The following is a 25,074-nucleotide window of genomic DNA, read 5'->3' as shown; positions in this document are numbered from 1 at the left end:
TTTTCGGGATCATGCTTTAACTCCAAAGTTTCGGCTCGGCGAATTCCAGCGAATTGCCGGAAGGGTCGCGAAAATAAATCGAACGCGCGCCGTTAGGCCATTCTAATTCAGACTCAATTGCGATGCCGTGCATCGCAAGATGCTTGCGCCAGTCGTCAATCTCATCACGCGTGGCCGCAAAGCACATATGCCCCGGCCCACTCGTTCCATGCGGTGGCACCGGCAACGATCCGGGTGCCGCTGGTTTCAGCGTTTCTTCCGCTTTAAACAACAGCAGAATGCCATCGCCACAGCGGAAGAATGCATTGCGTTCACTGACCTTGCCCACCGGCTCGAGCCCGATAATGTCGCGATAGAATTTAATCGCCTCAGCAACATCACGGACATAGAGCGCGGTTTCAAGAATACGGGATGCCTGCATTTTCGGCCACCTCTTCAATGGAGATGGCCTTCCCTATCAGGCAAGTGCTGCCTTCTGCAACTCAACGAGCTGATTAATGCCGCCGCGCGCAAGCTTCATGAGCGCTGCAAACTCTTCTTCCGAGAATGGTGCGCCTTCAGCCGTACCCTGAATTTCGACAATGCCGCCCTTACCGGTCATGACGAAATTGCTGTCGGTTTCAGCAGCCGAATCTTCCGCATAATCGAGATCAAGCACAGGCTGACCTTCGTGAATGCCGCAGGAAATAGCTGCAATATGATCTTTGAGCACTTTTTCGATGCGGATCATCTGGCGCGCTTCCATCCAGCGCAGGCAATCATGCAGAGCGATGAAACCACCCGTGATAGCAGCGGTGCGAGTGCCGCCATCAGCCTGAATGACATCGCAGTCGACTGTGATCTGAAATTCGCCAAGTGCCTGCAAGTCAACGACAGCGCGCAGCGAACGGCCGATCAGACGCTGAATTTCCTGCGTGCGTCCGCCCTGCTTGCCGGCTGCTGCTTCACGGCGCATACGATCACCGGTCGAGCGTGGCAGCATGCCATATTCTGCCGTGACCCAGCCCTTGCCGGAATTGCGCATCCAGCCCGGAACCTTTTCCTCTAAGCTTGCCGTGCACAGGACGTGGGTGTCGCCGAACTTCACAAGGCACGAGCCTTCCGCATGTTTGGAGACGCCGCGCTCAAAAGACACGGCACGCATTTCGTCAGCAGCGCGCTTGGATGGACGCATGGTAATTCCTCACTTCGATTTTCGTTGCGGCTTTTTAGGCTGCTCGGTAGCAAATAGAAAGAAATTTCGCCATTAATAACGATACAAGTGTTGAGAGCACCTGTTAGAATGCGCTTAGGCCTTTGACGCTTCGGCGCGCCGCCTTATATTGAGAGCCTTCAATTCAAAGGGTTCGCATTCAGACCATGATCAAGTCACCAGAACATCAGTTGCTCAGTTCGCTCGATCAACGGTCGCGCGATATATTCCGGCTGATCGTCGACAGCTATCTCAATGATGGCGATCCGGTCGGTTCGCGCAATTTATCGCGTCTGTTGCCACGGAGTCTTTCACCCGCCACCATTCGCAACGTGATGAGCGATCTGGAACATCTCGGCCTGATTTATGCCCCGCATATTTCCGCCGGGCGTCTACCGACGCAGATCGGGCTGCGTTTCTTTGTCGATGCATTCATGGAAGTGGGTGCTCTGCCGCCCGATGAACGCTCATCCATTGAGGCACAGGTTCGCTCGGCCGGCACGAACAATTCAGTTGAAAGCGTGCTCACCGAAGCCAGTCAGGTTCTCTCCGGCCTGTCGCGCGGCGCAGGCCTTGTGCTTGCAACCAAGACGGAAGGCGCGCTCAAACATATCGAGTTCGTGCGTTTAGAGCCGACGCGTGCGCTTGCGGTGCTGGTGATGCAAAATGGCGATGTCGAAAACCGCGTCATCAATCTGCCAGCTGGCATTTCCGCATCGCAACTGGTGGAAGCTTCCAACTTTCTTAACGCGCATATTCATGGCCACACACTGTCGGAAGCAAAGTCGGAGCTCGAAAAGCTGTCGGAAGAAACCAGGCTGGAGCTTGATCAGCTCTCGCAGGAACTGGTTGAGCAAGGCATAGCAGTCTGGAGTGGCGCAGGCTCGGATCAGCCAGCACGGCTGATCGTGCGTGGCCGAGCCAATCTACTTGAAAACATTCATGCGCAGGAAGATATTGAGCGTCTCAGGCATCTGTTTGATGATTTAGAGACCAAGGATGGTATGATCCAGTTGCTTGATCTGGCTGAATCGGGTTCCGGGGTGCGGATTTTCATCGGTTCGGAAAACAAACTGTTTTCCCTTTCCGGGTCTTCGCTGGTGGTTGCCCCTTATCGTGACAGCGAACAGCGCATCGTTGGTGCTTTGGGTGTCATTGGCCCGACCCGGCTAAACTATGCGCGCATCGTGCCAATGGTCGATTATACTGCGCAAATTGTCTCCCGATTGTTGCGTTAATTCCTGATATAAGTGTCAGACTTAACAAGGCCGGGAAATTAGACCTTGATTTTAATCCCGCGAAACTCAATATCCGGGCAAACACACTTCAAGACGGAAGAAGCATTATGGCTGATGAAAAAAACACACCTGAAAACCCCGATCTTGAGCAGCGCGATATCAACAATCCTCGTGATCGTGATGCGCTGAAGCGTGCTGCCGATGATTTTCTGAAAAGCCGCAAGGCTGAGGCACGCGCTGAGGTCGAAGAAGACGCAACTGTTGACGCCGAAAATCTGGCCGCCAACACCATTGCAGCGCTTGAAGCTGACAATGCAGAGCTGAAAGACCAGATGCTGCGTCTGGTTGCGGAGATGGAAAATCTGCGCAAGCGCACCCAGCGCGATGTTCAGGACGCGCGCACCTATGCCGTGACGAATTTTGCCCGCGATATGCTCTCAGTGTCCGACAATCTGCACCGTGCACAGGATGCGATCCCCGCAGACGCACTGGAAAGCGATGCCAATCTCAAGTCGCTGGCCGAAGGCGTGGAAATGACCGAGCGCGCCATGCTGCAGGCATTGGAACGCCACGGCGTAACGAAGCTTGATCCAGAAGGTCAGAAGTTCGACCCGAACTTCCATCAGGCGATGTTTGAAGTTCCAAATCCCGAGCTTCCGAACAACACCGTTGTTCAGGTTGTTCAGGCAGGCTACGCCATTGGTGATCGCGTGCTGCGTCCGGCAATGGTTGGCGTTTCGAAGGGCGGTCCAAAGGTTGCGGCGGAAAACACTGCGGCACCTGAGGGCGATGCCTAAGCCTATCTATTGCTGACACCTATTCAAACAAAGAGCGGCGGGTTTATCGCCGCTCTTTCTTTTTGTCCCTAACCATCGGAATATTGACAGAATGTCAGTCGGGAGACATGCGTGACGATCTTTGATTTTGCAAATTTTGCAGGTGTGTTTGTCTTCGCCGCCACCGGTGCGCTTGCCGCCTCACGCCGCCAGCTCGACATTATCGGCTTCATCTTTCTCGCCAATATAACAGGTATTGGTGGGGGAACGATTCGCGATCTGCTTCTGGGCGCACCGGTGTTCTGGGTGATTGAACCGTTCTATTTGCTGGCTGGCACATCGGCCGCCATCATCGTCTATTTCACGGCGCATCTCTTCGAATCGCGCTACCGGCTTCTGCTTTGGTGTGACGCTATCGGTATGGCAGCCTATACGGTTGTGGGCGCGGCCAAAGGGCTTGCGCTTGGCTTTGGGCCGTCCGTCGCCATCGTTACGGGTATTTTCACAGCAACTCTTGGCGGAATTTTGCGCGATATGGTGGCCGGTGAGCCATCCGTTCTGATGCGACGGGAAATTTATGTCAGCGCAGCACTGGCCGGTGCATGTCTCTATGTCTTGCTGGAACGTTTTGGTGTTGACCCGGTTTTTGCAGGCCTCTCAGCGGCGCTCACCGCATTCATCGTGCGCGGCGGGGCGCTCTATTTCGGCTGGAATCTGCCAGTTTATAAAAGCCGCCCCGGTCGCACTGAAGAAGAGCTCAAGCGCGACCGGATTGTAAGACCGGATGAATAATCAGATAAGCTTGGCCTGAGCCGCCACGGCCTGAAGATTGGCCAGTGGGCGCGGGCCCATCTGCTGGATAATCATACCAGCAGCAAGCGAACCAAGACGGGCGCAATCTTCCAGCGAACGGTCATTGGTGTAGCCATACAGGAAACCGGCAGCGTAGAGATCACCCGCGCCGGTCGTATCGACCAGCTCTTCGATTTCGATTGCCGGAACGACAAGAGTCTGGTCTTCAGTGATGACCACCGCACCTTTTTCCGAACGCGTCACAATGACCAGCGGACAGTCTTTGCGCAACGATTCGATGGCGTCATCCAGCGCGTGGGTCTGATAAAGCGACTTGGCCTCGTCTTCATTTGCGAAAACGATATCGACCGTTCCTTTACGCATCAGATCAAGGAATTCCTCGCGATAGCGATCAACACAGAATGGATCAGAAAGCGTCATGGCGACCTTGCGGCAATGTTCATGGGCAATCTTGGAGGCCAGAACAATGGCTTCCTTGGCACGGGGTGGGTCCCACAGATAACCCTCGAAATAAGTGACCTTAGCGTCCGCTACCTTCGAGGTTTCAATATCTTCCGGCCCCAGCTCGACGCAGGCACCAAGATAGGTGTTCATCGAACGCTCGCCATCCGGAGTAACGAAAATCGTGCAACGCGCTGTCGGCGATCCCTTTTCCAGAGGACGCGTATCAAAAGCGACACCCTGCGCGCGAATATCATGCGCAAAGACGCGGCCCAGATGATCGGTTGCGACTTTACCAAAATAGGCGGAGCGACCGCCAAAGCTTGCAACGCCAGCCGCCGTGTTGCCTGCGCTGCCGCCAGACATTTCGGTGACCTGACCTTTGATGCGACTATAAAGCAATTCTGCCCGGTCACCATCAATCAGGTTCATGGCACCTTTGATGATGCCGTTTGTTACAAGGAATGCATCCTCTGTGCGCGAGATAATATCGACAATGGCATTGCCAATGCAAAGAACGTCGAATGTAGCCATGAGCTTGATCTGGGGCTCCCCTTTTGTCTGCTGCCCGCCTCTGTCCGAGACATTCAGACAAGCGGTACGGCGGCAGTCATGTGGGGCGGGTTTAGCCTTTTGCAAGTCTTTTGACTACCCTGTTAAGCCTGCCTTCTGTGGGTAGCGCATATTGCACAGCAGCGCTGATATTCCTATTTTGATCCTGTGAGATCACGGAAAGTGGACCTGAATGATCATTGAAGCGGCACTAAAAGCGTTAAAGCGCCTTCCAACGCCGGAATTTCGTTCTGTTTTATGGAAAACATTGGGGCTGACGCTTCTCCTGCTCGTCGGGCTATGGGTCACCATTCGTCAAATATTTTTTACTTTGGCTTGGCCCTGGATGGAGCAAATCCTGCCCGGAATGCCCGATTGGGCCGGTTGGCTTGGCATTGTTGCGGCTATCGTTGCAGGTCTTGGGTTGGCGCTCGTTCTTGCTTTGATGATCGCGCCCGTCACAGCTCTTGTTGCTGGCATTTTCCTTGATGATGTTGCTGATGTGGTCGAGCGCGAGGATTATCCGGGCGAGCCTCAAGGCACAGCTTTACCGCTCGGACGCGCCGTTGTGGCGTCGCTCAAATTTTTAGGCGTGGTCATTCTCGGCAATATTATAGCGCTGCTTCTGCTGTTTTTGCCGGGTGTCAACCTGATCGCCTTTTTCGTGATCAATGCCTATCTGCTGGGGCGCGAGTTCTTTGAATTTGCCGCCATGCGCTACCGGTCAGAAGCGGAAGCGAAAGCGTTACGTTCGCAATATGGTGTGACAGTCTTCCTTGCGGGGCTGGTCATCGCGGCCTTTCTTGCGATCCCGCTCCTCAATCTGCTGACACCGCTTTTTGCAGCTGCCATGATGATCCATCTGCACAAGGCAATTTCTGCAAAAGAGACTTTAAGGCTGCGGCGGTAGCGCAATGAGCGCCGCAGGAATATCGCACGTCTTTCCCGGAAATTTGCAGATATCGGCAATCACGCAATTCTCGCATGCGGGCTTGCGTGCCTTACAGGTATAGCGTCCATGCAGGATCAGCCAGTGATGCGCATGGAAGAGATATTCTTTCGGGATAATCCGCATCAGAATGGCTTCCATCGCATCCGGCGTCTTCGCCGGTGCAAGCCCGATCCGGTTGCCAATGCGCAGGATATGTGTGTCCACCGCCATCGTTGCATGACCAAAGGCCATGCTCAGCACGACATTGGCCGTCTTGCGGCCAACGCCGGGCAGTTTCACCAGCGCATCAAGATCATCGGGCACTTCGCCGCCATGATCACGGATCAGCGCTTCAGACAGCAAAATGACATTCTTCGCCTTGTTGCGCCAAAGGCCGATGGTGCGGATATAGTTGCCAACCGTGTCTTCGCCCAGCGCCAGCATCTTTTGCGGTGTGTCAGCGATGGCAAAAAGCGCTCGGGTTGCCTTGTTCACCCCCGCATCGGTTGCCTGCGCTGACAAGGCCACAGCCACCAGCAGCGTGAAAGCATTCACATGCTCAAGCTCGCCCTTGGGTTCAGGGCGAATAATGGAAAAGCGACGGAAAATTTCGTGAATCTCGTCAGCCGTATAAAGCGTACCAGCCACACGGCGCGCGCGACGCGCGGGCGCGCTTACAGTCACGGAGGATTTGATTTTGGTGTTTTCCATTTTGCCTCTATACTTGGCTGCATCCGCGGAAAACAGTTCACAGCTTGACGCAGCCCCCAAACACTCCGCACATTGAGGCGACCGGAATGGTCGTGAAATCCATGCACCATCCAGACGGCGCAAACCCAGACGCGTTTGACACCCCAATTTTTAAAGCCCTGCTGACGCCCTATCGCTCATTGGGGAAAACGGGTTTTCGGGTGCTGATGGGCGGGCTGATCAGTTGCTGGCTGTTTGTCTGCGTTCTGTTCTGGTCAATCGGTGCATGGCCGATCATCGGCTTTTTTGGTCTTGATGTCTTGCTGATCTATCTGGCTTTTCGCTGGAATTACCATACGGCAAAAGCGCGCGAGGAAATATCCGTTTCACGCGCGGCCCTGCATATCCGCAAATTTGAGCCTTCAGGAAAATTGATCGAACATGAGTTTCATCCGTTCCGGGCACGGTTCACAATAGCACGAAAGCCGGAATTCGGCATTACATCCATGCATGTGGAAAGCCGCCCGTATCGCGTTCTCATCGGCGGCTTTCTCAATCCGGATGATCGCGAAAGCTTTGCAACGGCTTTTGGCCACGCGCTGAGCGAAGCACGGCGTTAAAACGAGCTTTGTGCGCCCAAGAGGGCGGTCGCACTCTCATGTTTTTCCACACATATTGACAAGTTTTGCATCGAACCCATCGGATTTACAGTGTGATGGGAGGAATTGGACTTCGGCTCTTGAAGTCGGACCTTTCACAAGCCATATCAGTTGAGTGAAAGATACGCCGCAAGGGTTCTTTCCAAGACGGTCGCTTCGATAAGGACTGATGCAATGACAAGAATTACCCCGTTTTCGAGCCCGCTTTTGCTCGGATTCGACACAATGGAAAAGACGCTGGAACGGATTGCCAAATCCGGTGATGGTTACCCGCCTTATAATATAGAACGTCTGCGTGGCGAGACTGGCTCTGAACGCCTGCGTATAACGCTTGCAGTTGCAGGATTTGCCAGCGACGATCTTGAAGTCATGACGGAAGACAATCAGCTTGTCATCCGCGGACGCCAAAACGACGATACGGAGCGCGAATTTCTGCATCGCGGCATTGCTGCGCGTCAGTTTCAACGCGTCTTTGTTCTGGCCGATGGTATGCGGGTTGTCGGGTGTGAACTGAAAAATGGACTTCTCGCCATTGATCTTGATCGACCTGAACCAGAACGGCTGATCAAACGTATCAATATAGCAGTGAAAGAGTGAAGCTGGTTCAGCTTAGGTTCAACTAAAAACTGCTATAGGGATTTATTAAGCTCTTAAGCGCCATGATCGCAAATGATATGCCGCGAAAACGGAGGCTACGATGATGAACAGACACATCCTCACGGAACATGAATTCGCTCATCTGGGTGAAGGTGAAGTGGCTTATGTGCGCAAGATTCGTTCCGACGATCTCACCCGCACCTTCCCGGCCCTCCCCCCGATTGCTCCAGGTATAGAAATCTGGGCGCTGTTTGGCGCCAGCGGCGAGCCTATCGTCCTGTCCGATGTCCGTGCCACCGCCTTGCAGGGCGCGCATGAACATGAATTGCGCACGGTTATGCTGCATTAAAAATATCCTGATAAACAGGTATAAAGAAAGGCCGCCGTTCTCCCCGAAACGGCGGCCTTACTTTTTTAATGACAGGTTTAAGCGGCGTTTGACGCCGGATGCGATGTCAGGAATGAATAAAGTGCCTGCGCATCATGGGTTCCGCGCAGCTTTGCCACGGTGTCGGCATCGCGTAACATGCGAGCGATACGCGACAGGGCCTTCAGATGGTCGGCACCTGCATTTTCAGGTGCCAGAAGCAAGAACACAAGATCAACGGGCTGATCGTCCAATGCTTCAAAATCCACTGGCGTTTCAAGGCGCGCAAAAATCCCTGCAATCTTGTCGATGTTTGCGAGCTTGCCATGAGGAATGGCAACGCCATTGCCAACGCCTGTAGAACCAAGGCGTTCGCGCTGGAGAATCGTTTCGAAAACTTCACGCTCCGGGAGACCGGTCAGTTCCGCAGCCTTTTCAGACAGAATCTGCAAAAGCTGCTTTTTGGAGCTGGCTTTCAGCGCCGGGATAATCGCCCCAGGCTGAATCAGATCACTAAGATCCATTCTCTCCGTTCCTTCTTCAATCAGGCCATTTGGGCCCGGTTTAGAGAAGCGCACGACAGCGAGAAAGACTGCGTGCGCTTCGGTTTGCCGTCAGGCGCGTGGTGCGGACTGGCGGGTCACCGTTGACGGATCAACCCAGCCAATATTCCCGTCCGCACGACGGTAGACGATATTCACTTCATCATTGCCTGCATTGCGGAAGACCAGAACCGGATTTTCAATCAGGTCAAGTTCCACAACCGCCGACGCGACCGAAAGGGTGCGAAGAGCGACAGACGATTCCGCAACAATAGTTGGCGCGTAATCCACCGGAAGATCCTCCTCTTCCTCCGGCAGCGGTGCCATAACACGATATGCCACATCATCATAGATCGCATTTGGTGCAGTCGCAGGGCGGGATTTCAAACGACGCTTGTACCGACGCAAGCGTGTTTCAATCTTTTCTGCAGCCGCATCGAACGCCAATTGCGGGTCCTGTGCATCCCCGGTGCTCTGAAGAGTGGCACCGCTATCAAGATGCAAAGTGCAATCTGCGCTGTAGCGCGATCCGGACTTGGTGACCGTTACCTGCCCGGAAAAGCCATGATCAAAATATTTGCCGACCGCTTCATTAACCCGATCAATGATCCGGGTCGTAAAAGCCTCGCCGACGTCCATATGCTTTCCAGATACACGCAGAGTCATTTGGTACACCTCATTTGCGTTACACAACAGGACGCAGTCTAACCACAAGGTGAGCGAAGCGCAAAGCGAACCAGCATCAAATTTGCTTTTCGTCCTGTGCTATTTTCAAGCCCCGTTTCACAAATTCGGACACCGTGCCAAAACACCCGACCGAACATCTGCTCCAAAGCGGCTTTTGAATTTATTTCCCCCATGTGCCTTCGAAACACATGAATGAGAAGATCGCTGCACATCGTTCTTTTATGTAACGCCGGAAACGCGGAAGCGTTTCCCGAAATATTACCGAGCCTTTCATTTTGTCGGCCAGACACCAAAATGCCGACCTTTACAAATGCGTATCCTAACGCGAGCGGGGCTTCTATTGGCTTAAAGGTTAATTGTCAATCACAGCTTCTGGCAGCCATTTTTTGCGAAAGCTCCCCCAGATAAACTTTAGCGCGCAGACAATCGCGCTTTCTTTTCCCGCCTGCGTTGAACCGATGATGGAATATTCATCGCTTCGCGGTATTTCGCTACCGTTCTGCGTGCAATATCCACGCCGTCCTTTTTCAAGGCATCAACGATCGCATCATCGGATAAGACATCCTCAGGCTTTTCCGCGTCGATCATCTGACGGATACGATGCCGCACACTCTCGGACGAATGCGCATCGCCTCCTTCGGAAGAAGCGATGGATGCATTGAAGAAATAGCGCAGTTCAAACACGCCGCGCGGTGTTGCCATGAATTTGTTGGCCGTGACGCGACTGATCGTTGATTCATGCATGCCAACGGCATCGGCCACGGTGCGCAGATTAAGCGGCTTGAGGTGCGTTACGCCGTGACGCAGAAATCCATCCTGCTGACGCACAATTTCCTGCGCCACTTTCAGGGTCGTGCGCGCCCGCTGATCGAGGCTGCGCATCAGCCAGTTGGCCGACTGCATGCAATCAGCCAGAAATGCCTTTTCCTCACCTTTGATGGAAGGGCTGACTTCAGCATAATATTCATTATTCACGATCAATCGGGGCTGTGAGGCTGGATTAAGCTCAATCCCCCAGGTTCCATCACGCACCATCGCCACCAGCACATCCGGGATGATGACATCCGCCACCGAAGCCTCAAACTGGGTTCCAGGCTTGGGATCAAGCATCCGAATCTCATTGAGCATATCGAGAATATCGGCCTGATCGACTCCGCAAAGCTTTTTAAGCGCTGCAAAATCCCGCCGCGCGAGCAGATCAAGATTGTCAACCAGGGCTTCCATCGCCGGATCAAACCGATCCTTGAGACGAAGCTGTATGGCGAGACATTCGCGCAGATCACGCGCAAAAAGTCCAGCAGGATCAAAGCTCTGCATTTCATGAAGAATGCGATCGACATGGCCTGTCTCAACGCCAAGATTCTGGGCAAGCAATGTCACATCAGCACGCAGATAACCGCTCTCATCCAAAGCATCGGCCAGAGCGGTTGCAATGAAGCGGTCAGGGACGCTGGCAAATGTCATTGCTATTTGCTCGGCAACATGCGCGCTCAGCGAGATGCGACTTGCCGTAACCTGATCAATGTCATAGCTGCCGCCTGCACTATAAGTTTCGCCTGCCGACGTCTTCCACTGTGCGGCAACGTCCATATGTGCATCATCGCTGCGACCCGGATCATCGGGAAAGATATTCTCCAGCGAACTGTCGAAAGCGGATGAGAGACCCTGCGCATCCTCGACAGCTTCTGTCTTGAACCAGTCGTCATCTGCTGTGGGATCAGATGCGCCAGCATCCTCATTGTCGCGTTGAGGCTCTGCGTCTGAAAAATCATCATTCGCTGCCTCTATTCTGTCCAGCAGCGGATTTTTTTCAATTTCAAGATTAAGAAACTGATCCAGCTCGACATGCGTCATCTGAAGCAGCTTGATAGACTGCATCAGCTGAGGCGTCATCACCAGCGACTGCGACTGGCGAAAATCAAGCTTCGGCGATAGGGCCATGCGTTGTGTAATTCCCCCGGTTTCCCCCTGCCAACACATCAAAGGCTGGCAAAACCGCCATTTACAAATTTCTTTTCAATCAAGGCGTGTCAGTCATCAAAACTGGTACGAACCTTGCTTGTCAATTCAGAATGTGCGTTTTACGGGCAAAAGTGGAAAATAGTCGCAGGAAAGAAACCGCATGGACTGCGATTTCAGAGCACACGTTGCAATCAGATTGAATCAGAGGGTGAACTGATCGCCGAGATAGAGCCTGCGCACGTCAGGATTGGCGACGATTTCCGCAGGACGGCCATGAGTCAGAACCTGCCCCGCATGGATGATATAGGCACGATCAATCAGGCCGAGCGTTTCACGCACATTGTGGTCGGTGATCAGGACGCCGATGCCACGACTGGTCAGATGACGCACAAGCTGCTGAATATCGGAAACCGCAATCGGATCAACACCGGCAAAGGGTTCGTCAAGCAACATGAAATTCGGGCGCGATGCGAGCGCACGGGCAATTTCCAGACGTCGACGCTCACCGCCAGACAACGAAATGGCGGGTGCTTTACGCAGATGCGCAATGTGAAACTCTTCGAGCAAGGCATCGAGTTCTATCGCGCGTTTCTTGCGGTCTTTTTCGACAACTTCCAGCACTGCCTTGATGTTGTTTTCAACAGAAAGGCCACGGAAAATCGATGCTTCCTGTGGCAGATAACCGATACCAAGACGCGAGCGGCGATACATCGGCATTGAAGTTACGTCATAACCATCGATCTCAATGGCACCGGCATCCGCCGGAACAAGGCCTGTCACCATATAGAAACAGGTGGTCTTACCGGCACCGTTGGGGCCAAGAATGCCCACAGCTTCACCAGCGCGCACACCAAATGACACGCCGTTGACAACCTGTCGTCCGCGATAGCTTTTGCATAGGCCACGGGCAACCAAAGTCCCTTTGAGACGGGCCGCTTTGCCAGGCTGCGATGGCATGACGCCTTCAACATCCTCGGAAACGGTCTGCGACTCTTCGGCCTTCTTGTTCGAGAACAATCCCACGCACGCTCCGCTTAATTCGATTTGGGCGCGGCACCGCCCTGCTGTTTATCGCCGGGCGCCATGATGATGGAGACGCGGCCCTTGCTCTGGCCCTTGCAGCTTTCGAGGAAAGCCTTGCCGGTGTCCATATGGGCTGTGAGCTTGCAGCCGGTTGCAACATTATCGCCATCGGTCAGAACGACCTTCTGGCCTTGCAACACCATGACCTGGCTTTTGCCATCATAGGTTCCGGTGTCACCGGTTGCGACCTGCGTGCCGGATTTCAGATAAACCTTGCCACTGATTTCAAGGCGATCAATGCCCGATCCGCTCAAACCGGCAGTACCGCCTGCGGGCTGTGTGCCTCCGCCCTGCGCGTCCTTATTATAAAAGACAATCATCTTGCCCGACTTCAGAAGCGCATCGCCCTGCATCACGGAAACATTGCCCGTGAAAATGGCCTTGCCTTCCTTATCGAGCATTTCAAGCTTGTCGGCATCAATCTTGATCGGGTCCTTGCCGCCGGAAAGCTTGAGACTGCCAAAAGGCACCTGCTGGCTATCCTGAGCCTGAACGGAAACCGGCGCAACAAGCAGGCCAAGCGCCAAAGCCGCAAATCCTATCCGCAAACTGCGGGTCTTCATGCTCTTGTTCATCTTGACCGTCTCGCGTTCCATGTTTTTTAGCTCCCCTACATATCCCATCCAAGGAATCAGGCCGAGCGCATAAAATTCAATGCCCGACGCATAAACCCGTCCGAAAAGTCTATCAACCTTTCAGACCGCCACCTCAAGCAATAATCACTAGACGCCGATCTTAAACTGAACGCAGCCAGATACAAATATCTGACTGCGCAGAAAGAAACGAAGCCCAAAGTCAGCGGCAATACGATTTTAACCAGGCGTGTTGTCACCTGAAACCGCGCCACCGTCAATGACAACACGCACCTTGTTTTCAAAGATCACGATCTTGCCGCTCTCTTTGATCTGCATGCTGTCAGCGCTAATCTGTGTACTACCATTACGAATATCGACAGGCTTATCCGTCGTCACCTGACCGCTCTTGAGATTAACATCCGCAGAACGCATGACGGCGCGCAAGCCTTCGTTTGTCGTAACAGTAAAATCCTTATCAAGTTGCAAACGACCGTTCGCATTATCGTAAACACCGGAAGCAGCCTCAACCTTGGCGCTGCCATTCTCGCCAACGGGGAGCTCTGCAGAAATGCCCTCAAGCGCAATCGAACCGCTGTTTTTGGCGTCCTGCACAGCCTTTTGAGCAATCATCGAATAGGGGCGGTTGTCTTTGGTATAGCCGTTAAGCTGCGGATTGCTCATCACAAGCTTTCCAGCCTCGCCGCCATTGTTGACCTCAACCTTCACAGGCGCTGAGGGCGTTGCCAGAAATGTGTACCAGGAAAACACGGCTGCAAGCGCAATGGCTGCAACAGGCAGGGCCGCTTTAAGCACGCGCACGCGGATCGAGTGCCGCTGGGCCGAACGAAAAACAGAAGCAGCCTTTTCAGACGCTCCAAAATGCATGCCTGCGCCTTTTGGGGCTGCGGTGGCAGCGCCTTGCGAAGCATGTATATGTGGTGTGTCAGCGCTCATCATATCTTTCGATCATTTAATGTTAATCGTCGGCGTTTTTAATGTCCGTTTATTGCTCAACTGTTTACACGAACATCAGGAATGAACATTTTCATCTGATGCTGTCTTCGTTCAATATGGCTTATTTGGGATGCAATAGCCCGACACTCAAGTCTATTACAGACCGCAAAACAACGCACCTGCCATGCAAATGTGACGGGACACTAAAAAATGGCCGAAAAACATATGTTTTAGCCCCCAAAATGCAGGTAAAAAGCTGATCACTTCATTGTTAACATAAAACTGATTTTGATTATAGTCTTGGATCAATTGGGATAAAATGATTGCCGCCTTTCCCTATTGCCAGCCATAGATTAAAAGAGGTTTGTGATACTGTATGAAGTGGATGGATAAGCATGGCTCATGATGCCGAAGCACTGATCGAAAGACGCAAACTGCGCAGAAAGCTCACCATCTGGCGCGTTGCTTTTTTGCTTTTGCTGGCGGCACTGATTGCTGGCATTGCCTCCTATTCCATGCGCGGCCCGAATTTTGCCACGCCACATGTTGCAAAAGTTCGCATTGAAGGCACCATTTTTGAGAATGAAGAACTGCTCAAGCGCCTCAATAAAATTGCCAATGACGATGCGGTCAAAGGGGTTATTCTGATCCTTGATTCACCCGGCGGCACCACTGTTGGTGGCGAATCAATTTATGAGGCAGTTCGGAAAATTGCCGAAAAAAAGCCCGTCGTAACCCAGGTTGGGACACTTGCAGCATCGGCTGGTTATATGATTGCCAGCGCTTCTGATCATATTATTGCGCGCCAGACGTCCATCGTCGGATCAATCGGTGTGCTGTTCCAATATCCCGACCTTTCAAAGCTTCTTGATACGATTGGCGTCAAAGTCGAGGCGATCAAGTCGTCGCCGCTGAAAGCCGAGCCAAATTATTTCAGCCCCGCAAGCGAAGAAGCCAAGGCGATGATCCGCAATATGATCATGGATTCCTACGATTGGTTCGTGGGAATCGTGCAGGAACGCCGCTCTTTCACGCATGAACAAGCGCTTGCACTTGCCAATGGTGCTGTTTTCACCGGACGTCAGGCCGTTCAAAACAAGCTGATTGACGGACTGGGCGGTGAAGAAGAAGCTGTGGCATGGCTAGACAGCAAGGGCGTGTCGAAAGATTTGCCCAAGCTCGAATGGAAGCCGGAAAGCAGCGACACAGGTTTTTCGCTGCGTGATCTGATTATTCACGCCGGTGCGCGTCTTCTTGGCGTACCGCAGCAGGCCGATGGATTGCTAAAGGAGATCGCAAATGATCGTATCTTCCTTGACGGACTTCTTTCGGTTTGGCACGTTGATGGAACGTCGGGTATCACCCCGGCAAATAAGTGAGTCCTTTGGCGGACAACGAAAACACAGGGGTTTAAAGCCGTGATCAAATCCGAACTCGTTCAGATTATCGCCAGCCGTAATCCGCATCTTTTCCAGCGCGATGTTGAAAATATCGTTGGCGCGGTTTTTGATGAGATCACCAGCGCACTTGCCGAGGGAAATCGAGTGGAATTGCGCGGCTTCGGCGCTTTCTCGGTAAAAAACCGCCCTGCCCGCAGCGGTCGCAATCCGCGCACCGGCGATACGGTTGAAGTCGAAGAAAAGTGGGTGCCGTTCTTCAAAACCGGTAAAGAGCTGCGCGACCGTCTTAACGGCGCCATCTGATCCATCATGGTGGCAAAGCGCGTTATCACGATTGTCATTTTAGTACCGTTGGCGGTCATTCTGATCGCGCTTTCGGTTGCCAACCGTGAAACGGTCGGTCTGACAATTGACCCGTTTAATCCCGGCAATCCGGCGCTGACCTATCAGGCACCGTTGTTTATCTGGCTATTTGGGGCGCTTATCCTTGGTGCGCTGATCGGCGCGGCTGTGACATGGCTGACGCAAGGCAAGCATCGCCGCCGCGGACGCCATTATAAAAAGGAAGCGTCGCTGCTTCTGGAACGCGCCGAAACGGCTGAAAAGCGCCATGCCTCAAACGCAGTTTCTACTCTCCGATAGCACTCGCTTTTCTTTTTCACTTTCGTTCCGGTACTATTTGGCCTACCTACGGGCCAAATAGATCACGGAGTTTCGGGTGAAGGCGCCAAAAGGAAAAGGCAAAAAGCCAACAGGCGGTAAAGAGCAGCGCGGTTCAGGCCGTGCAAAGCATGATGAACCGCGTTCAGCAGCAAGGCAGGAGAACAAGCCGGACAGCAAGGCTGCGTTCTTCAAAAAGCCGCGTCCGCAATTTGCAAAAGCCACGCCAAAGCCCGCTGAAGAAAAGCAGATTGCTGCCCCTCAGCGCGAAATCAAAGCTTATGCAGGTGCGCGTCCGGGCGAGCGCGCACCGGTTATTCTCGAAACCGCGCCATCGGATGACTATGCGCTGCTCGACAGCGGCAACGGTCTCAAGCTCGAACAATATGGCCCTTATCGCATCATTCGCCCGGAAGGTCAGGCAATCTGGCTCCCAAGCTTGCCTAAGAGCGAATGGGATACGGCTGATGCGGTCTTTACCGGCAACACCGATGAAGAAGGCATGGGACGCTGGGCGTTTCCAAAAGTGCCCCTAGGCGAAACATGGCCGATGCAGCATGACGGCATTTCGTTTCATGGCCGCTTCACGTCGTTCCGCCATGTCGGTGTTTTTCCGGAACAGGCTGCCCACTGGTCTTATATGGACGGTCTGATCCGTGAAGCAGCCAAGGCGGGCCGCACGGTAAAAGTGCTCAATCTGTTCGGCTATACGGGTGTAGCCTCGCTCGTTGCAGCGCGCGCCGGTGCTGAAGTCACCCATGTTGACGCCTCCAAGAAGGCGATCATCTGGGCACGCGAAAATCAGGAAATGGCAGGCCTCTCCGACAAGCCGATCCGCTGGATTTGCGAAGACGCTATGAAATTTGTCGCGCGCGAAGAGCGCCGCGGCAGTTTCTACGACATAATCCTGCTTGATCCGCCCGCCTATGGCCGTGGGCCGAACGGCGAAGTCTGGCAGTTGTTCGAACATCTACCTGCCATGGTCGATACCTGCCGTTCCATTCTCACGCCAAACGCGCTGGCCGTCATTCTGACTGCCTATTCGATCCGCGCTTCCTTCTTCGCCATTCATGAACTGGTGCGCGACCGTTTTACCGGCCTTGGCGGGACGGTCGAATCGGGCGAACTTATTCTTCGTGAACGTGCGAGCCAACGCGCACTTTCCACCTCCATGTTCAGCCGCTGGGTAGCAAAATGAGCCGAAACGACGATTTCTCCAAAAGCGGCAATATGCATTCAAGTCCTCGCGTGGGACAGGTGAAGGAAGTCACCAGCCTCACCAATCCGGTTGTCAAAGACCTGCGCTCGCTGGCGCTGAAAAAATTTCGCGACCAGCAGGGCGTGTTTCTGGCTGAAGGTCTGAAGCTGGTGATTGATGCCTTTGAACAGGACTGGCGCATCAAGACACTGGTGTTTGCCAAGTCCGGCAAAGGCAACAAGATGGTTGAGCAGGTTGCAGCGCGTACCTTTGCGAAGGGCGGACTGGTGCTCGAAGTGACCGAAAAGATCATGGCTGCTATCACGCGGCGCGATAATCCGCAGATGGTGGTTGGTGTTTTCGAGCAGCAATATCAGCAGCTTGCAAACCTCAGGCCAAAAGGCGACGATGTTTACATCGCGCTCGACCGTGTGCGTGATCCCGGCAATCTCGGCACTGTTATCCGCACAGCTGACGCGGTCGGTGCCAAGGGCATCATCCTGATTGGTGATACCACTGATCCCTATTCGCTTGAAACCGTGCGCGCCACGATGGGCTCGGTCTTCTCAATGCCGCTCTATAAGACAACGGAAACTGAGTTTCTCAGCTGGCGCAAAGGCTTTTCGGGCCTCCTCGTTGGCACCCATCTCAAAGGTGCTGTCGATTATCGCACCATCCCTTATGCCAAAAAGCCGGTCATTCTGATGATGGGCAATGAACAGCAGGGTCTACCGGACACACTTGCTGAGAGCTGCGACAAGCTTGCACGCATCCCACAGGCAGGCCGCGCAGATTCGCTCAATCTGGCGATTGCCACGGGTGTCATGCTTTATGAAATTCGCCGCGAGGCGCTCACGCTTGATGAAAGGGTCAGCGGATGAAGCGTCATGCGGTTTTGTCGTCGTTTCTCGTTGTCATCATCGCAGTCCTGATCGATCAGGGCGTCAAATATCTTGTCGAAACCCGCATGGGCTATGGGCAACAGATTGACCTGCTGCCGTTTCTTGCGCTGTTTCGCACGCACAATGAAGGCATCGCGTTTTCGATGCTGGCATGGCTGCATGACTGGGGACTGGTCGCAATCACCGCAGCCGTCATTGTTTTCGTGCTTTACCTCTGGTGGACCAATCCGGCCAACCGGGTCTTTGCGCGTTATGGCTTTGCGCTTGTGGTGGGTGGCGCGATCGGGAACCTGATCGACCGCGTCATGCATGGCTATGTCGTGGATTACATTCTCTTCCACCTGCCGACATGGTCGTTTGCCGTCTTCAATCTTGCGGATGCTTTCATTACCATCGGCGCGGGCCTGATCATTCTCGAAGAGTTTCTTGGATGGCGGCGTGAAAGAAAGGCAGCGAGATAGGCTCTTTCTTGCACGCAAAGCGCAGCACTTGATCCAAATGACCCTTTGTCATAGTTTGAATTTCAAATTTAACAATTTTTTGAAGGGGATAAGCGCCACTCACAGCGATTGACACATTGGTGACACGCTTCTGTCATCCTCACGTAGCACTGACACTCTATTGCTATGGCGAGAATGAAACAAATCATCCGTTGCCACTGCAAACCATTCAGGAATGCGTGAATAACAGGATCAGGAGCGAATCATCATGTCAACACTGCTTGGAATGAGCCAGCAAATCATCGATGATACGATCATGTCGGGTATAGAAGCACAGCAGGCACTTTTTGAAACCAATGGTGACCCCATTGTATTGGGACGCATTGGTTCACTTGAAGTACGACTTGCAAACTCCCGCGAAGCGATTGAAGCTGCGCAGGAATTGCGGTTTCGTGTCTTCTTCGAAGAGATGGGCGCCCGCAAGGAAACCATTGAAGAAGTTGAATTGAGAGACGCCGACCGGTTCGATGCCATTTGCGATCATCTTCTGGTTTATGACACTGCCCTGCCTGTGCCTGAGCACAAGCAGATCGTCGGCACCTATCGCCTGATGCGCAGCGATCAGGCTGAAAAGTCACTCGGCTTCTATTCAGCCGACGAATATGACGTGCAGCGTCTTGCACTGTCGCGTCCCGACCTCAAGCTTCTCGAACTTGGACGCTCCTGCGTTAAAGCGGAATATCGTTCCAAGCGCACGGTTGAGTTGCTCTGGCAGGGTGCGTGGGCCTATTGCCGTCGCCATTCGATTGATGTGATGTTTGGTTGTGCATCGTTCCATGGTGCCGTGCCTGCCGCACATGCGCTGGGGCTTTCGTTCCTTTACCAGAATTGCCGTGCGACGCCGGATTGGGATGTGCGCGCGCTCCCCCATCGCTATCAGCCGATGGATCTAATGCCAAAGGAAGCGATCAACACCAAGGTAGCACTCTTCTCGATGCCACCGCTGGTGAAAGGCTACTTACGCCTTGGTGCGATGATTGGTGATGGCGCAGTGATTGATGAGGCTTTCGGCACCACGGATGTTTTCATCATCCTGCCGATCGAGCGCATTTCCAGCCGCTACATTACTTATTACGGCGCGGACGCTAACCGCTTTGTATAAAAGAAAAGGCGAAGCACCAGCTTCGCCTTTTTGATTTTACGCCCTGCCTGAAAGCTCTTTAAGCTTATAGATCAGCTCAAGCGCTTCACGCGGCGTCAGCTCGTCGGGGCTGATTTCAGCGACGGCTTTGGCGAGTTCACTGTCTTTTGTGGCTGCCTGCGGCTTGGGTTTTTCCTGTTGCAGAACAACAGAAAACAGCGGCAGATCATCAATCAGCTTGTCAGCCTTGCCGGATGTTTCGCCTGCTTCCAGCTGATGCAGCACATCGCGCGCACGATTGACCACCGCTTCCGGCAGACCGGCAAGGCGCGCAACCTGCACGCCATAGGAACGGTCCGCCGCGCCCTTTGCCACTTCATGCAGGAAGACGACATCATTGTCCCATTCCTTGACCCGCATGGTGACGTTGAACAGCCGATCGAGCTTTTCAGACAAAGCCGTCATTTCATGGAAATGCGTGGCAAACAGTGCGCGGCAGCGGTTCTTCTCATGCAGATACTCAACAGCAGCCCAGGCGATGGAAAGCCCGTCAAAGGTTGCCGTGCCACGACCAATTTCATCAAGAATGACCAGCGAACGCTCGCCCGCCTGATTGAGAATGGCAGCGGTTTCAACCATTTCCACCATGAAAGTCGAACGGCCCCGCGCCAGATCATCAGACGCACCAACGCGGCTGAAAAGCCTGTCCACGACACCGATCTGGGCGGAACCTGCAGGCACAAACGAACCCATCTGCGCAAGAATCGCAATTAAGGCATTCTGGCGCAGGAAGGTCGATTTACCGCCCATATTCGGGCCGGTCAGCAGCCAGATCGCGCCATTGCCACCATCTGATTGCGGTGAGAGATCACAATCATTGGCCACAAAGGGATTAGCCGCCTGACGGCGCAATGCCTGCTCAACCACCGGATGGCGACCCGCGACAATGTTAAACGACAGGCTGTCATCGACCAGCGGGCGGCAATAGCCCTGCTCTTCGGCAAGAACGGCAAGCGAAGCAGAAACGTCAAACACTGAAAGGGCGACTGCCGCCGCACGAATGCTGTCCGCATGGCTGACGGCTTCCGCCGTCAGTTCCTCAAAGATTGCCAGCTCAATCGACAAAGCCCGATCAGCTGCATTGGCGATCTTGCTTTCAAGTTCTGCCAGTTCCGTTGTTGTAAAACGCATGGCATTGGCCATGGTCTGACGATGAATGAAACGGCCCTTGGCTTCATCACTGTCCGTCATGGTGCCGGAATTATTGGCGGTCACTTCGATAAAATAACCAAGCACGTTGTTGTGCTTGATTTTCAGCGTTTTAATGCCGGTTTCCTCAATATAATCCGCCTGAAGCCCGGCAATGACGCGGCGTGACTGATCACGCAGAGCGCGCATTTCATCGAGTTCTGCATTATAGCCTTCGCGTACAAAACCGCCGTCGCGCTTCAAAAGCGGCATCTCGTCGGCAAGCGCGCGGTCGATATGGGCCGCAAAGCTTACCGGCAAAGTCTCAATGGCTTCGCGCGCATGTGCCAGTTCATCGGGCAGAATGGTGCCTTCAAGAAGCGAGGCAATGCCGTTCGCCGCTTCAAAACCGCGCTGCAAAGCGCCAAGATCACGCGGCCCGCCGCGACCCACCGCAAGTCGTGAAAGCGCGCGCGGCATATCCGGCACGCCTTTCAACTCTAGCCGAAGCCCTTCGCAGAGCGATTGCTCACTCAGAAACCATGAAACAGCATCAAGGCGCAGCGCAATCGCCTTTGGATCGGTCAAAGGTGCGGTCAGTCGCTCTGCAAGTAAGCGCGCGCCGCCACCCGTCACCGTACGGTCGATGGCCTTGAGCAGACTGCCCTCGCGATTGCCCGACATGGTACGGGCAAGTTCGAGGCTTGCGCGGGTGGCCGGATCGATGAAAATTGTACCGCCCTCATGTTCGCGCTCTGGTCGCATCAAAGGCGGACGCTCGGCAATCTGTGTCTTTTCAATATAGGCAATGGCACCGGAAATGGCAGACAATTCGGAACGGCTGAACTGCCCGAAACCGTCAAGGGTTGCGACATTGAAATAACGCTGAATGCGGGTTTCTGCGGCAGCACTGTCAAACAGTGTCGCAGGCTGCGGCACAACCGACTTTCCAATCAGATCAAAAATCGGGCGCAAGTCTGCATCATGAAAGGCCGTATCAGCGACGACCAGTTCACGCGGGTCAACACGGGCAACATCGGCAAAAAGCCGATCTTCCGTTGTCTCCGCAACGCGGAACGTGCCGGTTGAAATATCGATCCATGCAAGGGCCAGCGCGCCATCACCCTTGGTGCGGCCAAGCGCCATCAGATAATTGGCCTCTGACGGATCAAGCAGCTTTTCTTCGGTGATCGTACCGGGTGTGACCAGCCGGATCACATCGCGACGGACCACCGATTTTGAGCCGCGCTTTTTGGCTTCCGCCGGATCTTCAATCTGCTCGCAAACTGCAACCCGATAGCCTTTGGCGATCAGACGTTGGAGATAATCATCAGAGGCATGGACCGGCACGCCGCACATCGGAATATCGTCGCCCAAATGCTTGCCGCGCTTGGTCAGAGTGATGCCGAGCGCCTTGGAAGCTTCAACCGCATCGTCAAAAAACAGCTCGTAAAAGTCGCCCATGCGGTAGAAAAGCAGCGAATCAACATTCGCGGCTTTGATCTCAATATACTGCTCCATCATGGGCGTGAGGCGAACAGCGGTTTCCTGCGCGGTATTTTCTCCCGCTTCCAACTGTTTTTCTTCGACCTTCGCTTCCATGCCAAACCTTCATTTATTGCGATTTAAATCCATTTAAAGACATAATAATATCCATATCATGCTTTTTAGGATCAATATCTATTCCAAAATGCGTTGTTTACACTCCCGCGGACTGGCGTTATCGAATTCGTCCCGCAGAAGAAACCGGAGGGAACATGCCAGTCTCGACGCCGAAGGGCAACACGCCAGAACGCACACCCACAGCCAGTGAGAAGGAAGCACTCGACTTTCACGCTCATGGTCGCCCCGGCAAGCTGGAAATCAATCCCACCAAGCCAATGACCACGCAGCGCGACCTTTCGCTGGCCTATTCCCCGGGCGTCGCAGTACCCGTCAAGGCAATCGCGGAAAATCCCGCCACCGCCTATGATTATACGGCCAAGGGCAATCTGGTTGCGGTCATTTCCAACGGCACCGCCATTCTGGGCCTTGGCAATCTTGGCGCGCTGGCTTCCAAGCCTGTGATGGAAGGCAAGGCCGTGCTGTTCAAGCGCTTTGCGGATGTCGATTCCATCGATCTGGAAGTCGATACGACAAACATTGATGAATTCATCAATGCGGTGCGCTATCTCGGCCCATCGTTTGGCGGCATCAATCTCGAAGACATCAAGGCTCCGGATTGCTTCATCATCGAACAGCGTCTGCGCGAAGTGATGGATATTCCGGTTTTCCATGATGACCAGCATGGCACCGCCATCATCGCCGCAGCCGGCATGATCAATGCGCTGCAACTGACGGGCCGCGACATCAAGAATACCAAGCTCGTCTGCAATGGCGCTGGCTCGGCAGGTATTGCCTGTATCGAACTGATCAAGGCCATCGGCTTCCCGTCCGAAAACGTAACCCTCTGCGATACCAAAGGCGTCGTCTATCAGGGCCGTGAAGAAGGTATGAACCAGTGGAAGTCGGCCCATGCCATCAAGACTTCCAAGCGCACGCTCGAAGACGCGATGAAAGATGCCGATATCTTCTTCGGCGTTTCGGCAAAGGGCGCACTGACCAAGGAAATGGTGCGTTCAATGGCGCCAAATCCAATCATCTTTGCCATGGCCAATCCAGACCCGGAAGTTACGCCGGAAGATGTCGCGGAAGTGCGTGACGATGCCATCGTTGCCACCGGCCGTTCGGACTATCCGAACCAGGTCAACAACGTGCTGGGCTTCCCGTATATTTTCCGTGGCGCACTCGATGTGCGTGCCACCACGATCAATGACGAAATGAAGATTGCAGCGGTTTACGCAATCGCAGAACTGGCCCGTGAAGACGTGCCGGATGATGTGGTGGCCGCCTATCAGGGCAGCCGTCCGCGCTTTGGTCCGCAATATATCATTCCGGTTCCGTTCGATCCGCGTCTGCTCGCAACCGTTTCGGCGGCGGTGGCCAAGGCCGCGATGGAAACAGGTGTCGCCGGGCGCGCAATTGAAGACATCGAAGCCTATAAGCAGGAACTGCTCGCCCGCCGCGATCCGATTGCCTCCACGCTGCGCGGCATTTACGAGCGCGTGCGCCGGCAGCCAAAGCGCATCGTCTTTGCCGAAGGTGAAGAAGAACCAACGATGCGTGCCGCTGTTTCCTACGTCAATCAGGGGCTTGGCACTGCCATTCTGGTGGGGCGCGAAGAGCGTGTTGCCGAAACCGCCAAGGAAGCTGGTCTTGATCTTAATCGTCCGGGCATTGAAATCATCAATGCGCGTCTGTCGAGCCGCAACGCGGTCTATGCCGACTATCTCTACGCGAAACTTCAGCGCAAAGGCTATTTGACGCGCGATTGCCACCGCCTGATCAACAATGACCGCAATCATTTTGCGGCCTGTATGGTGGCACTGGGCGATGCGGATGGCATGGTAACGGGGATCACCCGCAACTACGCAACCGGTCTTGAAGATGTGCGTCGCGTGATTGATTCAAAGCCGGGTCATCGTCTGGTCGGTGTCTCCATTGCGCTCTGTCGTGGCCGCACGGTGTTTATCGCCGACACTGCTGTTCACGAAAAGCCAACGGCTGAAGAACTGGCTGACATTGCGGTGGAAGCCGCGGGCATGGCACGCCGGATGGGCTATGTGCCACGTGTTGCACTCACCGCCTTTTCGACCTTTGGCCATATGGGTGGCGAAAGCTCGGCGCGCATTCAGGAAGCGGTTCGCATTCTCAATACCCGCCATGTCGATTTCGAATTTGATGGCGAAATGAGCGCGGATGTTGCTCTCAACCCGAAACTGATGGACCAGTATCCATTCATCCGCCTGTCGGGCCCTGCCAATGTCATCGTCACGCCAGACAATCACTCGGCATCGATTGCAGCCAATATGCTTCAGGAACTGGGTGGCGCGACCATCATCGGCCCTCTGCTGGTCGGCCTCGACAAACCAGCGCAGATCGTGAGCATTGGCGCAAAAGATACCGACATCGTCAATATGGCAGCGATTACCGCCTATAATGCCGGTAATTGAAACAGCGAAAGGCCGGGCAATGCCCGGCCCTTTC

The 25,074-nt window shown here is 54.0% G+C and carries 26 protein-coding genes; 15 read left to right on the top strand and 11 right to left on the bottom strand.

Annotated features, from left to right (window positions below):
* Nucleotides 1–16: 16 nt before the first annotated feature.
* Nucleotides 17–421: a VOC family protein gene (locus ABE527_RS01500; protein ID WP_265982734.1), complete on the bottom strand. Its 405-nt coding sequence runs from the start codon at nt 419–421 to the stop codon at nt 17–19.
* Between the two features lie 36 nt (nt 422–457).
* Nucleotides 458–1,174: a ribonuclease PH gene (gene rph, locus ABE527_RS01495; protein WP_265982733.1), complete on the bottom strand. Its 717-nt coding sequence runs from the start codon at nt 1,172–1,174 to the stop codon at nt 458–460.
* A 185-nt stretch (nt 1,175–1,359) separates the two neighbouring features.
* Here rph and hrcA point away from each other — a divergent pair, with 185 nt between their 5' ends.
* The 3 genes from hrcA to ABE527_RS01480 all read left to right on the top strand — a co-directional run bounded on the left by hrcA (nt 1,360) and on the right by ABE527_RS01480 (nt 3,998).
* Nucleotides 1,360–2,430 carry a heat-inducible transcriptional repressor HrcA gene (gene hrcA, locus ABE527_RS01490; protein WP_499695868.1) on the top strand — a complete coding sequence of 357 codons (1,071 nt, stop codon included), beginning with the start codon at nt 1,360–1,362 and terminating at the stop codon, nt 2,428–2,430.
* 107 nt (nt 2,431–2,537) lie between these two features.
* Entirely contained in the window at nt 2,538–3,227 is a 690-nt protein-coding gene (grpE, locus tag ABE527_RS01485) for a nucleotide exchange factor GrpE (protein WP_499695867.1), read from the top strand.
* A gap of 111 nt (nt 3,228–3,338) precedes the next feature.
* Nucleotides 3,339–3,998, top strand: coding sequence for a trimeric intracellular cation channel family protein (locus ABE527_RS01480; RefSeq protein ID WP_265982730.1), 660 nt, complete (start codon nt 3,339–3,341; stop codon nt 3,996–3,998).
* Here the strand turns inward: ABE527_RS01480 and ABE527_RS01475 are convergent, their stop codons facing one another.
* Complete coding sequence (locus tag ABE527_RS01475) at nt 3,999–4,994, bottom strand: adenosine kinase (RefSeq protein ID WP_499695866.1); 996 nt, start codon at nt 4,992–4,994, stop codon at nt 3,999–4,001.
* Nucleotides 4,995–5,205: 211 nt separating this feature from the next.
* On the opposite strand from ABE527_RS01475, the gene ABE527_RS01470 reads away from it, so the two are divergent.
* The gene (locus ABE527_RS01470; RefSeq protein ID WP_499695865.1) at nt 5,206–5,922 is read left to right on the top strand and encodes a sulfate transporter family protein; all 717 of its coding nucleotides are present in this window, start codon (nt 5,206–5,208) and stop codon (nt 5,920–5,922) included.
* Here ABE527_RS01470 and nth read toward each other — a convergent pair.
* Complete coding sequence (gene nth / locus ABE527_RS01465; RefSeq protein ID WP_499693323.1) at nt 5,905–6,654, bottom strand: endonuclease III; 750 nt, start codon at nt 6,652–6,654, stop codon at nt 5,905–5,907. The genes ABE527_RS01470 and nth overlap by 18 nt on opposite strands.
* A 101-nt stretch (nt 6,655–6,755) precedes the next feature.
* On the opposite strand from nth, the gene ABE527_RS01460 reads away from it, so the two are divergent.
* From ABE527_RS01460 to ABE527_RS01450, 3 genes are all read left to right on the top strand, one after another.
* Nucleotides 6,756–7,253 carry a DUF2244 domain-containing protein gene (locus tag ABE527_RS01460; protein ID WP_265983825.1) on the top strand — a complete coding sequence of 166 codons (498 nt, stop codon included), beginning with the start codon at nt 6,756–6,758 and terminating at the stop codon, nt 7,251–7,253.
* Between the two features lie 213 nt (nt 7,254–7,466).
* Nucleotides 7,467–7,889, top strand: a complete 423-nt coding sequence (locus ABE527_RS01455; protein WP_265982726.1) for an Hsp20 family protein — start codon at nt 7,467–7,469, stop codon at nt 7,887–7,889.
* Between the two features lie 103 nt (nt 7,890–7,992).
* Nucleotides 7,993–8,238 carry a BQ00720 family protein gene (locus ABE527_RS01450; protein ID WP_265983824.1) on the top strand — a complete coding sequence of 82 codons (246 nt, stop codon included), beginning with the start codon at nt 7,993–7,995 and terminating at the stop codon, nt 8,236–8,238.
* Nucleotides 8,239–8,315: 77 nt separating this feature from the next.
* Here ABE527_RS01450 and ptsN read toward each other — a convergent pair whose 3' ends face one another.
* The 6 genes from ptsN to lptC form a co-directional block, all read right to left on the bottom strand.
* Nucleotides 8,316–8,780, bottom strand: coding sequence for a PTS IIA-like nitrogen regulatory protein PtsN (gene ptsN / locus ABE527_RS01445; RefSeq protein ID WP_499695864.1), 465 nt, complete (start codon nt 8,778–8,780; stop codon nt 8,316–8,318).
* Nucleotides 8,781–8,870: 90 nt separating this feature from the next.
* On the bottom strand, nt 8,871–9,464 hold the full coding sequence (gene hpf / locus ABE527_RS01440) for a ribosome hibernation-promoting factor, HPF/YfiA family (RefSeq protein WP_265982723.1): 594 nt from the start codon (nt 9,462–9,464) through the stop codon (nt 8,871–8,873).
* A gap of 432 nt (nt 9,465–9,896) precedes the next feature.
* A complete protein-coding gene (gene rpoN / locus ABE527_RS01435) occupies nt 9,897–11,426 on the bottom strand; it encodes an RNA polymerase factor sigma-54 (RefSeq protein WP_499695863.1) in 1,530 nt (509 codons plus the stop codon).
* A gap of 222 nt (nt 11,427–11,648) precedes the next feature.
* Nucleotides 11,649–12,404, bottom strand: coding sequence for an LPS export ABC transporter ATP-binding protein (lptB, locus tag ABE527_RS01430; RefSeq protein ID WP_499696312.1), 756 nt, complete (start codon nt 12,402–12,404; stop codon nt 11,649–11,651).
* A 77-nt stretch (nt 12,405–12,481) separates the two neighbouring features.
* Entirely contained in the window at nt 12,482–13,126 is a 645-nt protein-coding gene (locus tag ABE527_RS01425) for an LptA/OstA family protein (protein ID WP_265982721.1), read from the bottom strand.
* 216 nt (nt 13,127–13,342) lie between these two features.
* Nucleotides 13,343–14,059, bottom strand: a complete 717-nt coding sequence (gene lptC / locus ABE527_RS01420) for an LPS export ABC transporter periplasmic protein LptC (RefSeq protein WP_265983821.1) — start codon at nt 14,057–14,059, stop codon at nt 13,343–13,345.
* 395 nt (nt 14,060–14,454) lie between these two features.
* Between lptC and sppA the strand changes: the two genes are divergently transcribed.
* From sppA to olsB, 7 genes are all read left to right on the top strand, one after another.
* On the top strand, nt 14,455–15,438 hold the full coding sequence (gene sppA / locus ABE527_RS01415; protein ID WP_265982720.1) for a signal peptide peptidase SppA: 984 nt from the start codon (nt 14,455–14,457) through the stop codon (nt 15,436–15,438).
* A 39-nt stretch (nt 15,439–15,477) separates the two neighbouring features.
* Nucleotides 15,478–15,762 carry an integration host factor subunit beta gene (locus ABE527_RS01410; protein ID WP_265982719.1) on the top strand — a complete coding sequence of 95 codons (285 nt, stop codon included), beginning with the start codon at nt 15,478–15,480 and terminating at the stop codon, nt 15,760–15,762.
* 6 nt (nt 15,763–15,768) lie between these two features.
* Nucleotides 15,769–16,101: a lipopolysaccharide assembly protein LapA domain-containing protein gene (locus ABE527_RS01405; RefSeq protein ID WP_265982718.1), complete on the top strand. Its 333-nt coding sequence runs from the start codon at nt 15,769–15,771 to the stop codon at nt 16,099–16,101.
* Nucleotides 16,102–16,177: 76 nt separating this feature from the next.
* The gene (locus ABE527_RS01400; protein WP_499695862.1) at nt 16,178–17,317 is read left to right on the top strand and encodes an RsmD family RNA methyltransferase; all 1,140 of its coding nucleotides are present in this window, start codon (nt 16,178–16,180) and stop codon (nt 17,315–17,317) included.
* Entirely contained in the window at nt 17,314–18,198 is an 885-nt protein-coding gene (locus tag ABE527_RS01395) for a TrmH family RNA methyltransferase (protein WP_499695861.1), read from the top strand. The genes ABE527_RS01400 and ABE527_RS01395 overlap by 4 nt, the downstream gene beginning before the upstream one ends.
* Nucleotides 18,195–18,680, top strand: coding sequence for a signal peptidase II (gene lspA / locus ABE527_RS01390; RefSeq protein ID WP_265982715.1), 486 nt, complete (start codon nt 18,195–18,197; stop codon nt 18,678–18,680). Before ABE527_RS01395 ends, lspA begins: the two co-directional genes overlap by 4 nt.
* 247 nt (nt 18,681–18,927) lie before the next feature.
* Nucleotides 18,928–19,821: a l-ornithine N(alpha)-acyltransferase gene (olsB, locus tag ABE527_RS01385; RefSeq protein WP_265982714.1), complete on the top strand. Its 894-nt coding sequence runs from the start codon at nt 18,928–18,930 to the stop codon at nt 19,819–19,821.
* A gap of 36 nt (nt 19,822–19,857) precedes the next feature.
* Here the strand turns inward: olsB and mutS are convergent, their stop codons facing one another.
* On the bottom strand, nt 19,858–22,590 hold the full coding sequence (gene mutS / locus ABE527_RS01380; RefSeq protein ID WP_499695860.1) for a DNA mismatch repair protein MutS: 2,733 nt from the start codon (nt 22,588–22,590) through the stop codon (nt 19,858–19,860).
* 155 nt (nt 22,591–22,745) lie between these two features.
* On the opposite strand from mutS, the gene ABE527_RS01375 reads away from it, so the two are divergent.
* On the top strand, nt 22,746–25,040 hold the full coding sequence (locus ABE527_RS01375; protein ID WP_499695859.1) for an NADP-dependent malic enzyme: 2,295 nt from the start codon (nt 22,746–22,748) through the stop codon (nt 25,038–25,040).
* Nucleotides 25,041–25,074 lie beyond the last annotated feature (34 nt).

The sequence above is a fragment of the Brucella sp. TWI432 genome (assembly GCF_039674445.1).
Classification (GTDB): domain Bacteria; phylum Pseudomonadota; class Alphaproteobacteria; order Rhizobiales; family Rhizobiaceae; genus Brucella; species Brucella chromiisoli.
Note: the sequence above shows the minus strand (reverse complement) of the source record. Positions and strands in the feature narration are given on the sequence as shown.

Excerpts from the sequence above, each read along its gene's own strand:
- sppA (WP_265982720.1), top strand. The coding sequence starts at position 14,455 with ATGGCTCATGATGCCGAAGCACTGATCGAAAGACGCAAACTGCGCAGA.
- ABE527_RS01470 (WP_499695865.1), top strand. The coding sequence starts at position 5,206 with ATGATCATTGAAGCGGCACTAAAAGCGTTAAAGCGCCTTCCAACGCCG.
- olsB (WP_265982714.1), top strand. The coding sequence starts at position 18,928 with ATGTCAACACTGCTTGGAATGAGCCAGCAAATCATCGATGATACGATC.
- ABE527_RS01395 (WP_499695861.1), top strand. The coding sequence starts at position 17,314 with ATGAGCCGAAACGACGATTTCTCCAAAAGCGGCAATATGCATTCAAGT.
- grpE (WP_499695867.1), top strand. The coding sequence starts at position 2,538 with ATGGCTGATGAAAAAAACACACCTGAAAACCCCGATCTTGAGCAGCGC.
- ABE527_RS01425 (WP_265982721.1), bottom strand. The coding sequence starts at position 13,126 with ATGGAACGCGAGACGGTCAAGATGAACAAGAGCATGAAGACCCGCAGT.
- ptsN (WP_499695864.1), bottom strand. The coding sequence starts at position 8,780 with ATGGATCTTAGTGATCTGATTCAGCCTGGGGCGATTATCCCGGCGCTG.
- ABE527_RS01500 (WP_265982734.1), bottom strand. The coding sequence starts at position 421 with ATGCAGGCATCCCGTATTCTTGAAACCGCGCTCTATGTCCGTGATGTT.
- ABE527_RS01450 (WP_265983824.1), top strand. The coding sequence starts at position 7,993 with ATGAACAGACACATCCTCACGGAACATGAATTCGCTCATCTGGGTGAA.
- lspA (WP_265982715.1), top strand. The coding sequence starts at position 18,195 with ATGAAGCGTCATGCGGTTTTGTCGTCGTTTCTCGTTGTCATCATCGCA.
- ABE527_RS01460 (WP_265983825.1), top strand. The coding sequence starts at position 6,756 with ATGCACCATCCAGACGGCGCAAACCCAGACGCGTTTGACACCCCAATT.
- ABE527_RS01405 (WP_265982718.1), top strand. The coding sequence starts at position 15,769 with ATGGTGGCAAAGCGCGTTATCACGATTGTCATTTTAGTACCGTTGGCG.
- ABE527_RS01475 (WP_499695866.1), bottom strand. The coding sequence starts at position 4,994 with ATGGCTACATTCGACGTTCTTTGCATTGGCAATGCCATTGTCGATATT.
- ABE527_RS01455 (WP_265982726.1), top strand. The coding sequence starts at position 7,467 with ATGACAAGAATTACCCCGTTTTCGAGCCCGCTTTTGCTCGGATTCGAC.
- hpf (WP_265982723.1), bottom strand. The coding sequence starts at position 9,464 with ATGACTCTGCGTGTATCTGGAAAGCATATGGACGTCGGCGAGGCTTTT.
- lptB (WP_499696312.1), bottom strand. The coding sequence starts at position 12,404 with ATGCCATCGCAGCCTGGCAAAGCGGCCCGTCTCAAAGGGACTTTGGTT.
- ABE527_RS01375 (WP_499695859.1), top strand. The coding sequence starts at position 22,746 with ATGCCAGTCTCGACGCCGAAGGGCAACACGCCAGAACGCACACCCACA.
- nth (WP_499693323.1), bottom strand. The coding sequence starts at position 6,654 with ATGGAAAACACCAAAATCAAATCCTCCGTGACTGTAAGCGCGCCCGCG.
- mutS (WP_499695860.1), bottom strand. The coding sequence starts at position 22,590 with ATGGAAGCGAAGGTCGAAGAAAAACAGTTGGAAGCGGGAGAAAATACC.
- rpoN (WP_499695863.1), bottom strand. The coding sequence starts at position 11,426 with ATGGCCCTATCGCCGAAGCTTGATTTTCGCCAGTCGCAGTCGCTGGTG.
- rph (WP_265982733.1), bottom strand. The coding sequence starts at position 1,174 with ATGCGTCCATCCAAGCGCGCTGCTGACGAAATGCGTGCCGTGTCTTTT.
- hrcA (WP_499695868.1), top strand. The coding sequence starts at position 1,360 with ATGATCAAGTCACCAGAACATCAGTTGCTCAGTTCGCTCGATCAACGG.
- lptC (WP_265983821.1), bottom strand. The coding sequence starts at position 14,059 with ATGAGCGCTGACACACCACATATACATGCTTCGCAAGGCGCTGCCACC.